Origin of the sequence: uncultured Algoriphagus sp., assembly GCF_963974365.1 — a bacterium.
Lineage (GTDB): Bacteria > Bacteroidota > Bacteroidia > Cytophagales > Cyclobacteriaceae > Algoriphagus.
In genome coordinates this window covers 391708-407063 of the sequence record NZ_CAXBBX010000001.1, presented here as the reverse complement: position 1 = coordinate 407063, position 15356 = coordinate 391708, and the positions used below count along the sequence as shown (strand labels likewise).

Annotated in this window: 4 protein-coding genes; all 4 read right to left on the bottom strand. The window is 44.4% G+C overall.

Annotation, left to right across the window (positions count from 1 at the left end; all coding sequences use genetic code 11):
• Positions 1-438: 438 nt before the first annotated feature.
• The gene (locus tag AACZ87_RS01665; RefSeq protein ID WP_339864220.1) at positions 439-882 is read right to left on the bottom strand and encodes a DUF2007 domain-containing protein; all 444 of its coding nucleotides are present in this window, start codon (positions 880-882) and stop codon (positions 439-441) included.
• Positions 883-1059: 177 nt separating this feature from the next.
• Positions 1060-1863 (bottom strand): metallophosphoesterase, encoded by an 804-nt coding sequence (locus AACZ87_RS01660; protein ID WP_339864218.1) that lies wholly within the window; start codon positions 1861-1863, stop codon positions 1060-1062.
• 295 nt (positions 1864-2158) lie between these two features.
• Entirely contained in the window at positions 2159-3121 is a 963-nt protein-coding gene (locus AACZ87_RS01655) for a type IX secretion system membrane protein PorP/SprF (protein WP_339864216.1), read from the bottom strand.
• A 310-nt stretch (positions 3122-3431) separates the two neighbouring features.
• Positions 3432-15200: an MBG domain-containing protein gene (locus tag AACZ87_RS01650; protein WP_339864214.1), complete on the bottom strand. Its 11769-nt coding sequence runs from the start codon at positions 15198-15200 to the stop codon at positions 3432-3434.
• Positions 15201-15356: the final 156 nt, after the last annotated feature.

Here is a 15356-nt window from a genome sequence, read left to right as displayed (position 1 = left end):
ATCGTGATTTCCCACAGGTCTTTGGGATTCTGCTGCCTCCAAATTAAGGATTTCGTCGAGGGGAATTGTGCAGGAGCTGATTTTTTTTTATGGGTAATGCATTTAAAAGGATTGGAAGAGAATTCAGGATAGTATTATGTCCTTTCAGCCTTTTATCCTGAATGTTCAGGTTCTGAGTATGAATTTTCAACCTATTATCCTCAATGTTCAGGTTCTGAGTGTAAAATTTCAACCTATTATCCTGAAATTTTAAGCTATTAACCTTAATGTTCACCCTATTATCCTGAAGTTTTAAGCTATTATCCTGAATGCTCACTCTTTTATACTGAATCTTCAGGCTTTTTACCTGAAGCTTGAGTAGTAACTCCTCAAACAAAAAAGCCGGATCCTCTCGAATCCGGCCTGGAGAAGTGATAAGTAACAACTCTGCGCTAAGTCTTAATCAGGTACTTTAATCGCCGTTGTTGTGTGTTTATATTTAAATTCATTTCCGCATTTTTTGCATTTGTAAACTGTCTTATAATAAATCGGATAAACCATAAATAAGATTGAGGTAATTGCTGAAATTATCCCTTTCGTTCCTGCCATTGATTTGAATCCGCTGTAAACTTGTTCTGATTGGCAACTTGGGCATTTGATAACTTCTCCATGTTCATTAGTTAAGGTGGCTTTTTCGGTATCCTCAATTATTAATATGGCCTTATCGATGTCTGATTCACCAATCTTCAATTTTATTCCTCCAACAGTTATGTTATAAAGAGGATTAAGTCCAACTATATTTTCGTCAAATAAAAAGCACATTATATTCTCGCTTTCGAGCTTAGATTTCATCAAGTGAGCCTGAATCGAGTTATCAAATGTCTTTATAGTTATTAGCTCCATGGCTTATTCTTTTAATTCCCTACAACGGTTTTATATACGCAACTCCCCTTCCCTATCACCTCTATATCGCTAATGTCCACAGGTCTTAGGGGTTCTGCTGAGTACAAAATAAGGATTTCGTCAGAGGGTTTTGAGCATGGGTTGGAATTTATTTTTAGGATGATAGTTCTGAGATTTTTAGAGCGTATGTCCATTCAGGATAGTTCCATCTTTTACGGTCTTTAGGTAGCTGATGACCTTACCGTCTTCCCCCACTTCGCATACCCGATAGGAAGGAAATGGATTACCCCAGCTTCCGCCGAAGTGTCCTGACCATAGAAAGGGTTTATTACGGTAAATCATCTGTCCATCTACGTCATGATCATGTCCATGGAAAGTTGCCCGCACATTTGGGTAGGAAGTGATCAGGTTTAGGAAGTCCGTGCAAGGTACTCCATGCCGGGTCCAGTCGTTTTGGGAGATGTGAACAAAGACAAAAACCTGAGGAAGGGAGGCGAATTGATCCAAAATGCTGTTGGCGAAGTCTAGGTTGGCGCAGAGGTATTCTCCTTTTTCATTGGAACAGTCAAGCAGCAGGATGCCGGAGTCCTTGGCTTGGAAGGAAAAGTTGGTCGTCTGTCCCATGATTTTCTCAAAGTCCGCCACACTTACCCTATCGTGGTTGCCTCGGGTGACATAGTGAGGTACTTGCAGGCGGTTATACACTTCCTTGACCTGTGGTAAAAGTGTGGGGTAATCGTGAATCAGATCCCCATTAAAAACCACAAAATCCACATCCTTTTCCCTGTGGATGGCCTCGATCAAGTTGCCATGGGAAGTTTCGTAATCTGTATCAGGCTGTCCCCAGTGCCCATCTGAAGCGGTGATGAATTTGAGTCGGGTTGATTTAGGGAAATCCATTTTCCCATAAAGCATAAAAGGCATGGTTAGGAAGGATGTGCCGATAAGGCTGATTTTTTGAAGGAAAGGTCTGCGGTTCATGGGTTTAAAATAGGGTTTTAGGAAGAAGGATGAAAGGGTTTTATAATTATCCTCAAGGATGCCAGTAACCTTAGATCTACTAACCTGATCTGAAGACCTCCTATTAGCTCGGGAGACAGGAGACTCCTGCCTTGGCGGGACAGGCTGAAGCGGCCTCAATTCTTAAGTTTAACATATCCTTTTTTGCTTTTGACTCCATACTAGCACAAAAGCGGATAAACAAAACTCTCAATCCTATAAATCAACAATCCTTCACCTTGATGAAATTATTTAAACCAACACGCTTACTTTTCCCTTACCACATCACCACCTGCCGGGAGTCCGTTCTCACATTATCCCGAAACAGGTTGAAAACTGCAGTAAACTCATGGGTATTGCCTGGCAGGTTGTAGCTGGTTGCATTCGGGAATTCATAAACATATCCTATTCGAAGTCTGTTGGTGATCACGCCCAGCTGGGCGTTGGTAGCATAGTCGATCCGATGACCTAGCCCCAGCCAAAGTCTGTCCATCAGCAGTGCCTTGAAGTTGAACTCGATGTTGTCATCCTGATTTTTCTGAATGCTGTACATCCCGTTTACAATCACCGCCAACTTATCACTCACCGCATTGCGGTAGCCTGCCTGAAAAATGGAACTTGCAGGATAGGTATCCATAAATTCATCACCACTCGTGATCTTGCCCCCATTCACCCGGTGGATCCCGTAGGACAGGTAGTAGTTTGCATGCGTCAATGCCATCCCCAGGTTAAAGTCCACCACATTCATATTTGAAAACTGACCAATGTATTGCCCAAGGGTTGGGTCATTTTGCTCCTCGGTAGTCAGCGCATTGCCATCCAGCCGGATGCTCTGGTAGTTCAGTCCAGCACCCAGCCGCAGATTCAGTTTCTCCGAAAGCCTGATCCTACTCGCATAGCCTACCGTCAGTTCAGTCTCGCGAAAAGCTCCGTAGGTATCATAGAGTAGGTTTACTGAAACTGCGTTTTTACCCATCAATGCCGGGTCCTCTTCGCCGGCAAGTTCTCCAAAGTCCAGTTCGGTACTGAAGAAATAGGTCTTCGGTGCTCCGTCAACCCCTGACCATTGGTTGCGGACAAAACCCCTCAGCGTCGAGCCTTCGTAGCCTGTCAAGCCTGGATTGTAATAGCTCTGAAAAAAATCAAAGCTGGAGATGTATTTGCGGGATTGGGCATTGCTGTCCACCACAAATACAACGATAAAAATAAATGCGCCTAGGTATTTAATGTGATGTTTCATCTGTTTATAATTGTTTTCTATGGTCATATGGAATCTCGCATACACTCTAATCATCCCAGTGTGTGACTTTTTAGTCCTGCTCGATTTCATATCAATATTGGAAAATTTGGAGGCTGAGTTAACAAGTAGATTCAGCCTCCTTTATTCTTATTCCTATTCTAGCTTCAAGTGTCCTGATTCTTTTATCCAGTCTCTTGGCTCTTGATTCTAAAGTCTTAAGTCTAGTCTCTTGGCTCTTGGCTCTTGGCTCTTGATTCTAAAGTCTTATGTCTAAAGTCTAAAGTCTTGAATCTAAAGTCTTGAGTCTAACTTACTGCCTCAACAGATTCAACATACCTCTTCTTATCTCGCCTGTTTCCCGTACTTCGATCACAAACAGGTAAGAACCTACCGGCATCTCCTTGCCGTTGAACGTTCCGTCCCACTGCACATCCGGGTTTTCGGTGTAGAAGACTCTGTCTCCACCAAGATCCATCACCGAGATTTTCACTCCTGTATAGTATCTCAGTGCCAAAACTCCCCAGGTATCGTTCACTCCATCAGCATTCGGTGTGAAGGTGTTCGGTACACCCAGCTGTTCCAGCGGCGTGCGCTGACGTGTGATCTGGAAGCTCTTCTCCAGTACATTACCGGCCCGGTCTGACACGCTAAGTAGGATTGTGAATTCCGTTCTGCCTCCAGCCTGCTCTGCTGTGCTCCAGAATAGAATGCCGTCAAGTACTTCGAAGTAGTTATTGTCTTGTGTTCCTTCTGGTAGACTTAGCGTATGGATATTATCCGTAGGATCGATCACTGTGAAGGCCCCGATTTCCTGGAAGTACTGGTCCGGGATACCGATGAAACTGTTTGCACTCAGCGTCACATCCTGCGGTGCCGGCTTGGCCAGTACCGTGATTTCCAGTTTAGGCTGTAATCCCTGTGGATTGAACAGTCCGGCAGGAAGTTCAATGCTGCCCAAGTACTGGGTAACACCTGACATCAGCGGATCATAACCTTCCAGATCCCAGATCACCGGCACGTTGATGAAGGCTCCCATTTGAGTCATTGCCACCACTTGGGTAGGAACTTTCAGTTCCTCAGCTTCCGTACGCCAACGTACTTCGATGCTTTCACCTACAAACTCAGAAATGGATCTTTGATGGACATAATCCGGGATTCCGTCGTCATCTTCATCTTCGAAGTCCGAGACGTCTGTTGGATCGGTTCCTTGTTGAGTTTCCACGTAGTCAGGCACTCCATCTTCGTCAGTGTCGAGGTAGTCTGAAGGGTTAGTCGGATCGGTACCATGTTGCTCTTCCACATAGTCCGGGACTCCGTCATTATCGGCATCCGGGTAATCCGTCGGGTCATGAGGGTCTGTACCTTGCTCTTCTTCCACTTTGTCAGGAACTCCATCGCCGTCGCTATCGACATTTGGCTCCTCTGTAATTACAAAGTCAGCTCCGATAAAGTCAATCGTGTAATTGGCTCCTGCATCTAAAGTCCCAATGATGATCGCATAGCTACCAACTTCCTCGCCGGATGCTCTGGACAAGGTTCCGGTCACGATTGATTCGATATCAGCACCTTGAAGTCCTGAAACCTGATAAGTCAATGCTGGATCTTCCATTCCGAACTCTTTGCCTTGTCCTTCGTCCGCCATCACCATCAAAGTGGCCGGATTGATAGTCAGATCAGCAATTAAGGTTACTTCGGTGAAGTTCGCTCCACTGATCATCGCAGTGACTTCCTGTGTACCAACTTCAGTTCTGCTGTTGTTGCTGTACGCTACACTTGCCCCTGACGGAAGCGTTCCGGAGATCGCAAGAGACTTGGAAGTACCATCGTAAATGAAGGTTTGATCTTCAAAGGTAATACCTCCGATTGCTGCAGGAATCACAGTCAGGTCTGCTGTCAATACCAATGTAGTATAGTTCGATCCACTGATCGTAGCCGTAACTTCCTGTGTGCCAACATCGGGTCTGCCGTTGTTGCTGTACGCCACACTAGTTCCTAACGGAAGCGTTCCGGAGATCGCAAGTGATTTGGAAGTACCATCGTAAGTGAAGGTTTGATCTTCAAAGGTAATACCTCCTCCGATTGCTGCAGGAATTACAGTCAGGTCTGCAGTCAATACCAATGTAGTATAGTTCGATCCACTGATCGTAGCCATAACTTCCTGTGTGCCAACATCCGTTCTGCCGTTGTTGCTGTACGCCACACTAGTTCCTGTAGGAAGCGTTCCTGAGATCGCAAGTGACTTGGAAGTACCATCGTAAGTGAACGTTTGATCTTCGAAGATAATACCTGAGATCTTTGCCTTAGTGATCATAAAGTCAGCACCAAGGTAATTGATGGCATAGTTTGCACCAGCACTCAATGTACCCAGGTTGATTGCAAAGCTTCCTACATTTTCACCTGCGGCTCTCGCTAGTGTCCCAGTGAGTATCGAATTATTATCTCTATTTTCAAAACCATTCACCCTGTACGTAAAGTCAGGATCTGAAGTCCCAAACACCTTACTCTGGCCCGCTTCAGCAGTTACGTTCAATACTTTGGTGGCAATTTCAAATTCAGCAGAAGTAAAGTCGATGGTGTAGTTTAGTCCTGCACTTAAACTCCCTAAATTGATTGGATACAGTCCAACGTTTTCGCCGGAATTTCTGGAAAGAACACCTGTCAGTGTTGCTGCAGTATCTCCGGCACCAAAATTACTGGCTGTGTACGCAAGTTCGGGATCAGAAAAGCCATAAACTTTAGCCTGATTTGGACTTGCCATTACATTGAGTGTTCGAGGTGTAATCACAAATTCCGCTGAAGTAAAGTTGATCAAATAGTTTCCACCGGCATTCATTGTACCTAGGTTTATGGCATAATCACCTACATTTTCACCCATAACTCTACTCAACCCTCCTGTCAAGGTAAACTCATCATCTTCGTTTTGGAATCCGATAGCTGAATATGTGAAGGTAGGATCCGCTTCTCCATAGATCTTCGTCTGACCTGCATCTGCTGTGATATTTAGCGTCGCTTTCGTGATCTCAAAATCAGCTCCGATATAGTTGATCGTGTAGTTATCTCCCGCAGTCAGCGATCCAAGTTCGATTTCATAGGTTCCAACCGATTCTCCAGTGGCTCTTGAAAGAGAACCTTCAATTGTATTCCCTTCTACCAACGTGGAATTCGTGTAAGTCAATTCCGGATCAGCTTCGCCAAAGACTTTGCTTTGACCAGAATCTGCTGTTACTGTCACCGTCGCCGGAGTGATCGTCAGGTCTGCTTTCAGTTCTAGTGTCGTGAAGTTCGATCCTGTGATCGTCGCTGTTACTTCCTGCGTTCCGGCATTGGTTCGGCCATTGCCCGTGTATTCCACCGAGGTTCCGTCTGGCAGATCGCCTGTGATCTCAATGCTTTGTTCTGTGCCGTCGTAAGTGAAGCTGGCTGCCGAGAATGTGATTTCCTCAACTTCGGCTGGAGTTATAGTAAACAGAGTTCCTGACGCAAAAGAGATCGTGTAATTGGCTCCAGCGTTGAGTGATCCAAGTTCGACTTCATAGGTTCCAACCGATTCTCCTGCGGCTCTAGAAAGAGAACCTTCAATTGTATTCCCTTCCACCAATGTGGAATTCGTGTAAGTCAATTCCGGATCAGCTCCGCCAAAGACCTTGCTTTGACCAGAATCTACCGTTACTGTCACCGTCGCCGGAGTGATCGTCAGTTCTGCTTTCAGTTCCAGCGTCGTGAAGTTCGATCCTGTGATCGTCGCCGTTACTTCCTGCGTTCCGGCATTGGTTCGGCCATTGCCCGTGTATTCCACCGAGGTTCCGTCTGGCAGATCGCCTGTGATCTCAATGCTTTGTTCTGTGCCATCGTAAGTGAAGCTGGCTGCCGAGAATGTGATCTCCTCAACTTCGGCTGGAGTTATAGTAAACAGAGTTTCTGATGCAAAAGATATCGTGTAATTGGCTCCTGCAGTCAGCGATCCAAGTTCGATTTCATAAGTTCCAACCGATTCTCCTGCGGCTCTAGAAAGAGAACCTTCAATTGTATTCCCTTCCACCAACGTGGAATTCGTGTAAGTCAATTCCGGATCAGCTTCGCCAAAGACTTTGCTTTGACCAGAATCTACCCTTACTGTCACCGTCGCCGGAGTGATCGTCAGATCTGCTTTCAGTTCTAGCGTCGTGAAGTTCGATCCTGTGATGGTCGCCGTTACTTCCTGGGTTCCAGCACCTGTTCTGCCGTTGTTGGTGTATTCCACCGATGTTCCGTCTGGCAAGTCGCCTGTGATCTCAAGGCTTTGTTCTGTGCCGTCGTAGGTGAAGCTGGCTGCCGAGAATGTGATCTCCTCAACTTCGGCTGGAGTTATAGTAAACAGAGTTTCTGATGCAAAAGATATCGTGTAATTGGCTCCTGCAGTCAGCGATCCAAGTTCGATTTCATAAGTTCCAACCGATTCTCCTGCGGCTCTAGAAAGAGAACCTTCAATTGTATTCCCTTCCACCAACGTGGAATTCGTGTAAGTCAATTCCGGATCAGCTTCGCCAAAGACTTTGCTTTGACCAGAATCTACCCTTACTGTCACCGTCGCCGGAGTGATCGTCAGGTCTGCTTTCAGTTCTAGCGTGGTGAAGTTCGATCCTGTGATCGTCGCTGTTACTTCATGGGTTCCGGCACCTGTTCTGCCGTTGTTGGTGTATTCTACCGAGGTTCCGTCTGGCAAGTCGCCTGTGATCTCAAGGCTTTGTTCTGTGCCGTCGTAAGTGAAGCTGGCTTCCGAGAATGTTATCTCTTCAATTTTGGCTGGAGTTATAGTAAACAGAGTTCCTGATCCAAAAGATATCGTGTAATTGGCTCCAGCGTTCAGCGATCCAGGTTCGATTTCATAAGTTCCAACCGATTCTCCAGTGGCTCTAGAAAGAGAACCTTCCATTACATCTTCTGCCTCATCGTCCCCGGCAAATCCTGTTGCAGAATAGGTGAACTCCGGATCGGCGTCGCCAAAACTTTTACTCTGATTTTCATCCGGTGTAATTACAAGTTCCTTCTTCGCAGTAGTGAATTCTATCTCGTTACCATAAGTCGCTTCACCATTTACATTAGTAAAAAAAGCTCTGACGTAATACGTAGTATTAATACTCAAGCCCGTGATTTCTGCACTGAATGCTCCGGAATTCACCGACATCAGGACCTTCGAATCTGTCAATTCCGGCAATTTATCCATAGAATAAACCACACCTATTTCCGATTCACAATCGACTCCATAACTAATTATCGAACCACCAAGAATCGCACTAGAGAACGTAACTGCTGAAGCCGAAACCGTTGTCACTTCTGATGGATCAGGTTGGTCAATAGTAACATTTTCAATAGAAACACATCCATTTCCATCGGTAACCTGTACTTCATAATTTCCTGCGCTGAGTCCAGTAGCACTTGCTTCGGAACCACCATAAGGAGTCCATTCATAAGTAAACGGCCCAGTTCCTTCCTCTATTGAAACAGTTGCAGTTCCATCAGCACCTTCATTACAAGACACATCAGTTTTAGCTATGGAGATTTTAGGACCTCCCACTCTAACCAATTCACTTTTTATGAGTGTATTGGAACAACCATCAAGAACAGAAACTTGTAAAGAAACAGTATAGCTACCTACCTGAGTATAGGTGTGAGAAGGGTTTGCAGACCTTGAAGAAGTCCCGTCACCAAAATTCCATAAATAGCTTACAATTGGTGAGCCACTGTATGTGTTATCGGTAAATGCAACAGTAAGAGGTCCGCAACCAGCTGTCACATTGCTCAAGAAATCAACTTTTGGCCCAATTACTTGAATAAAGTCTGACTTAATCTCCGTATCAATGCAACCATTTTCGGAGGTAGTTGTTAATTTGACCGAATATCTCCCTGGAAGGTCATAGGTATGCGCAGGGTTTTGGTCGGAGGATGTATTTCCATCACCAAAATCCCAAAGCCAACTAACTGCACCCTTGGACTGATCGGTAAACTGCACAGAAAGAGGCCCGCAGCCATGATCAATATCAGAATTAAATTCCGCCGCAACCCCTAGAACTCGTATGATTTTACTACTGATAAACCATTCACCACTATTAGTGTCTTGGATCGCTAATTTGACAGTATAATCCCCAAAATCAGTGTAGGTGTGGGTTGGATTTTTTAGATAAGGATCATCACCGGATCCTAGTATTGTACCATCACCAAAGTCCCATTTCCACCATTCAGGCAGACTAGAACGGTCTGTAAAATTGACTGTAAAAGGAAGTTCGCATGAATTGGTAGAAGGGTCCGCAATAAATTCACTTTGCATAGTTGTGGATTTAGGATGGATTAACTCTACTGAAGATCTGAATTCCAATCCCTGTATATCCACCACCAAATATTCATAGAGCCCTGCACCAAGGCCAGTTAAAACTGGTCCAGGTCCGACAGGTTGAATCCATGTAACAGTATAAGGCTGCACACCTCCTTCAATAAGTAATGTGATTGCTCCATCCATCGCTCCGTATGCAGAAGGATTCTCTTTTTCTACTGTAACTTCCAGGGCTCTCGATTCTGAAATTGTCAAATCTGCCCTTAAAACCTTGGTGATATAATTACTTCCAGTGATGGTAGCAGTGACTTCTTGCGTTCCTTCTTCTGTTCTTGAGTTATTAGTGAATTCAACAGAGGTGCCTTCAGGAAGAGCGCCTGTTAATTCCAGTGATTTTGGAGAACCATCGAATGGAAAACTCTTATTGTCCAAAGTGATACCTTCGATTTCTCCAGGAGAAATTTCAAGATTCGCTTTCAACACTAAGGTAATGAAGCTATCACCACTGATCGTAGCAGTCACTTCCTGAATTCCCACAATTGTCCGAGAGTTGTTAATAAAATCAATAATAGCTCCCTCTGGCAATAAACCTCCAACTGTCAAAGATTTCTCTGAGCCATCAAATGCAAAACTCTGGTCATTCAATTCAATTCCTATCAAAACCATTTTTGATATCTCAAACTCTGCACCCACAAAAACCACTTGATAAGCATCCGGAGCTCTAAGACTTCCCTGTGTAACTTGATAGGCACCAGGAGCTTCACCGGGAACTCTATCGAGATTTCCAGTTAGTAAAACTTCTGGTAAGCTTGATTCATATAAGAAATCAGGATCAGCCTCGCCAAACGTTTTGGATTGACCTGAGGCAACTGTGATTGTCAATTCAATCAGCTCTTCTTGAAACTCATAAGCGCCCAAGTCCACGTTGCCTATAATTCTTTTTCCAAGATCCAGATCGGTAGTCACCTCACTTAAATCCGGCGATTGACTGGCATCAAAATATTGATTACTCCCTTTATTCTTAATTGGAGAATTGGTTTCCACTCTGAAGTCTCCAGTAACCGAGGTCAGCGTATTAAAATCCGTAATTGCCTCTATGAACAAGGGATCATTTGCAGCATCCGTCCCATCTAGATTGCCTTCTCCCGCTGGGTTTACCCCCTGAATCAAGCTATAGCTCACTTCAGAACTTGAGTTATTGAAATCATACAAACTCGAAGTTGCCGTTTCTACACCTGCATTTGTTTTGTTGTTCCAAATGATCGAGTTCCTGATTTTTGGTTGCGAAGCCAGCGAAGTATTATAGACACCTCCTCCAGAATAAGCAGCATTTCCGCTGATGGAGACATTGGTCAAAATCGGACTTGCTCCATTGTTTAGGATAGCTCCCCCTCTGCCGTTGCTGTTGGTTGCTTTGTTTCCACTGAATCTTACATTCGTCAAAATCATGACGCCATCCGAAGAATTGTAAAGGGCTCCACCACCAACGATGCCTGTACCCACTCCTCCTCTTGCTTCATTGCCTATAAAATCCACGTTTGTCATTCGCGGTGCACTGGAACTTTGATTGTACATTCCACCCCCATTGATGGAAGACAGATTTTTGATAAACCTTACCTGAGTAAAATCCGGACTGCTCAAATTGTTGTAAACTGCTCCACCAGCGTTAGTGGCTACATTGGACTCGAATATTACATTGGTAAGCGCCGGCGAACTGTTTTCCAAATTTGCCATCCCTCCACCATATCTGCTGGATCGGTTGCCGATGAAAATCAGATTAGATAGACTTGGACTTCCGTTTTCATTGAGCATCCCAGCTCCATCGCTCAAGCTTCCATCTCCAATCGCATAGCCAGCAGTGATAAAGAAACCATCCAAACTAGCTGTTTGATCTGTGCCTGACCCAGTCACTACGTGGAGAGAATTTCCAGTTGGAATAGTATAAGCATTATCACTAATTATAGTGGTCCTATTGATAATATCACCACTAAGAATAGTCTGATTCGCCTCCCAATCCCGAGCTTCGAAATTCCCTCCTCCAGAGGGAAACCCTCCATAGACGGAGACATTATTGATCAACTGAAAAGTAATAGAAGCATCCGAATCATCAGTCGGGAAATAGGCTCCCTTCGCCACATAAATTTTCAACACTTCTTCTTTTCCCTCCCAAAAAATGGCTGCATAATTCAACGCCGATTGAAGATTGAGGAAAGCATTCTCCCAAGAATTTCCATTCTCTAGGCCACCGACTACCGACTGATCCACATAGAGTATGTTGTTGAGATCAGGCATTCCATCCAAAAGACCTGGCGCAGGAATTTGTTCGTTATGGATCAATACAGGGAAAGAGCGATCCTCTTCAATCTTCCAGACGTCCGCAAAATCCCAGTTTTCAAAGGAAGATTGCTCTCTCATGGCAGCAGAAGTAAGCCCTATACCCTTTTCATTATCCGGACCAGCTAGCTCTGAGTTGAAATACGATTGAACAACAGCTGGGCTTCCTGTACCTAAAACCGCCCCATTGTTTACAGGTTCTCCAGCAACTGTTGATAAAGAGTAAACATTTCTGATAATGCCTGCTTGAGTGTTTCCTACCAAACCGCCTCCAGATGGGATCGGGTCAATTTTCTGTCTCACTTCAAGGTAGCTGTAGGAATTCTCCAGAAGGGAAGCCGAGTTCTGCAAAACCCCAATCAAACCACCTACGAAAAAGTCTCCAGACATAGATCCTTCAAAAGCGTAGCACTCCTGAATTGTTCCTCCAACCACTAATCCCGCCAAAGCTCCAACGACAGTTCCTCCGCTAATCTCAGGATTCAGGATTGCAAGTCTGTTGACAGAACCATTTTTAATCACTCCAAAAATCCCGACATTATTAGCTGTTGAATTATTGATATATGCTCCATCCAAAGCGAATCCTCCGCCAGAGATACTGCCAGTAAACGGAGCACTTCCATCTCCTATAGGCGACCAACCTACTCCGTCGTTCCAATACTTTCCCCCTTCCCGGGTAACTTCCGACAAGTCAATATCTGCGACGACTTTGAAATGGTCTGACAGGTAACTTCTCACTGCATGCAACTGCTCTGGAGTTGCAATCTCCCATGGGTTTGCTTCGGTACCGTCTCCAACTTTGGAAGGAGCGGTAACAAATGAAAATGTCTCAGACCATTCGCTTGTACTTAGGGCACTTACTCCCCGGACTCTCCAATAATATTTAGTACCAAAACCCAGATCAACGTTCAAATTAAGTGTCCCTTCAGCAGAAGCTATTCTCGGAATTACCTCTGAAGAGAAATCTTCCGTAGTCGAAACTTGAAAATCATGGTAATCTGGAGTGGCAGAACTAGTAGCATTGCTCGCTGGCTCCCAACTGAAAGAAGGCCTAATAGGGATTTTAGACGCTAGATTGGCCGGAGAAATTAAGGAAGGAGCGCCAAGTTCATGTTGCCCAATACCAAAATCAAAGGCAGTAACATAGTCCAATATCGCAAAGGTACCCACAGGAACATCCAAGGCTTCGTTGTATGCCCCATCTGTAACAGGAAAACCCAACGTAAGCGAATACCCTTTTAAATAAATGATACCGTTTTCTACTCCAACCGAATTGGCATAAGTAGCGCCTCCACCAAACAGTGTGCTATAAGTTAAATTTTCCCCCGTAGGATTGACCTGCATCACAAATGCTTGGGAAAGTGCTCCCTCAATATAGGTCTCTTGGTAGGCTCCGGGTGTGGTAAAAAAGCCAGGATGGGTAGTTTGCCCTGCCAAATAAGGAATTCTATTTTCTACCTTTAGATCTGTAAACTCATCTGCCCCATTCACCAAGGATCCCACAAAGGTGCTGAAGACCAAATTTTCGCCCAGATTAGAAAATTTCATCAAATAAGGCACTCTGAAGTCGGCTTTGGAATCTTGGTAAGATCCGGGCGTATTGGGAAAATCTGCAGCTAGATCTGTTGTGCCCAACAAGTATAAATCATCTTCATCCCGTTCCATTTTAGTCAGCATCTCCTCACCTGAAGTCCCTATGAGGGTGCTATACTCCAATTCGGTAGCAGATTCATTCATTCGGAGTAGAAAAAGATCATTTCCTCCCCGGGAATCTGGCATAAAAGCATCCGGAGTAGTGGGGAAATTTAAATTTGAAGTACCTGATAAAATGGGACTTCCATCTTTGACAGTTAGGTCATACGCCATTTCTGCTCCTTCGTTACCGATCAATGTGCTGTACAGAAGTTGGGAACCATCCTGCGACAACTTACTGACAAAAACATCAGTAAAATATTGGGCGGTTAGGTTGAAAAAGTAATCCTCAACTTCACTGCCCGACCTTAAAAACCCAAAACCATTTTCACGCTGATAAACATTGGCAGTAGTTGGAAATGGAACTTGTGTTTCCTTCTGCGGTCCTGATCCACCTGTCACAAAAACAACCCCATTTTCAACTGTGATCGCATTGCCATAATCTACGCCTGCACCCCCCAAATAGGTACTATACACTAAACTTCCTCCATCCAGTGCCAACTTGGTCACAAATGCATCTGTGGGGTTACTTAAATCACTTAAAATAGGTGGATCAAAATCCTCAAATGGCTCGTCAGTTTCTGGATCATTGAATAGAAAAATTTTACCTCCATCTGAAAAACTCTCCTGATAGGCATTGGCAGTGGTTGGGAATTCATCATACGCTGTACCGGATAAGTAAACAAACCCATTTTCCACGGCCATATCCCCCAACATAAAAACCGCCCCTTCTCCCAAAAAAGTGGAGTAGATTAAATCAGTACCAGTTTTATTCAACTTGGTAACATAAAGAGCAGAGCTGCCTTCCGACAAATCGGTACGATAAGCCCCCGCTGTGGTAGGATAAGTAGTAGAGGAAGTAATACCTGATAAGTAAACGAAACCATCTTCCACTTTCAAAACTCCACTTGAAGCACCCGGAATCGTTGTTGAAGGAGTCCCGATGAACGTACTGTAAATCAACGGATCAATAATCAGCGGCAATTGGTTATCATAACTTCCTATTTCAAAGCCCACCTGACCATTTTCCTTGACGGAAAAAGCAGAAGCAACTTCCTGCTTCACCCCATCTACCACCTGATAGGTGAATAAATCCGTTTGCCTTATTTCTCCGAGTGAAGTCAAATAACTCAAATCTCCTGCTTGATTTAGCAAAACATTTTCCGCTCCGTCCAGCGAGAATTTAATCTGTGATAAATCTGCTCCAGGCTCCACGATGAGGTCATATCTAGGCATACCATTTTCCCCATACAATCGCAGGGAAATACCGTCGTACAACTCTGAGAGCGTGATTTCTCCAAACTGGGGCACCTTTTCAATCCATTTACTACGATCGCTGCCATTAAAAAAATTTACTACACCTGAGCTTTCCTTACCTGCAGAAATGTAACCTGCTTGGGCTAGGTCAAAATTCATTTTGACTACATGTCCTAACATCGTACTATCACTTGCACTGGAAGCCATAAATTCATACACCAATGACTTCTGAGTTACCCAAAGTCGGAATCCCGCACCATTTGCCATGAAAAGCACTTCCCCATCCCACTGCCCCTGATTAATGATATAGGAAAGCTTAGAACCGATCGCGTAATTATCAGTTTCTAAAATCTTTTCCTTTTGCCCAGATAATTCAACCTCCGAAACTGATTTATTGGAATGAGATGGCTGATAATCCTGAGCGATTGTCAGGAAGGAATTTGACAGAATCAGTAAAAAAGCAGCTAGAAAAAAATTGAATTGTTTCATGTGTTTAGATTGTTTTTTAGTGGTCACATGAAATCTCGCAGCGTGAATAATCATCCCTCTGTATGTCTCCTCCGACATCCTCGATTTCATGATCTTTATCTATGTTGCGATTCAAGTGTTTGTATTTCTTCTTGAATTTTCTCCTCTTTCAGCTCA

Coding starts and splice junctions, on each gene's coding strand:
- AACZ87_RS01650 (WP_339864214.1), bottom strand. CDS start 15,200: ATGAAACAATTCAATTTTTTTCTAGCTGCTTTTTTACTGATTCTGTCA.
- AACZ87_RS01655 (WP_339864216.1), bottom strand. CDS start 3,121: ATGAAACATCACATTAAATACCTAGGCGCATTTATTTTTATCGTTGTA.
- AACZ87_RS01665 (WP_339864220.1), bottom strand. CDS start 882: ATGGAGCTAATAACTATAAAGACATTTGATAACTCGATTCAGGCTCAC.
- AACZ87_RS01660 (WP_339864218.1), bottom strand. CDS start 1,863: ATGAACCGCAGACCTTTCCTTCAAAAAATCAGCCTTATCGGCACATCC.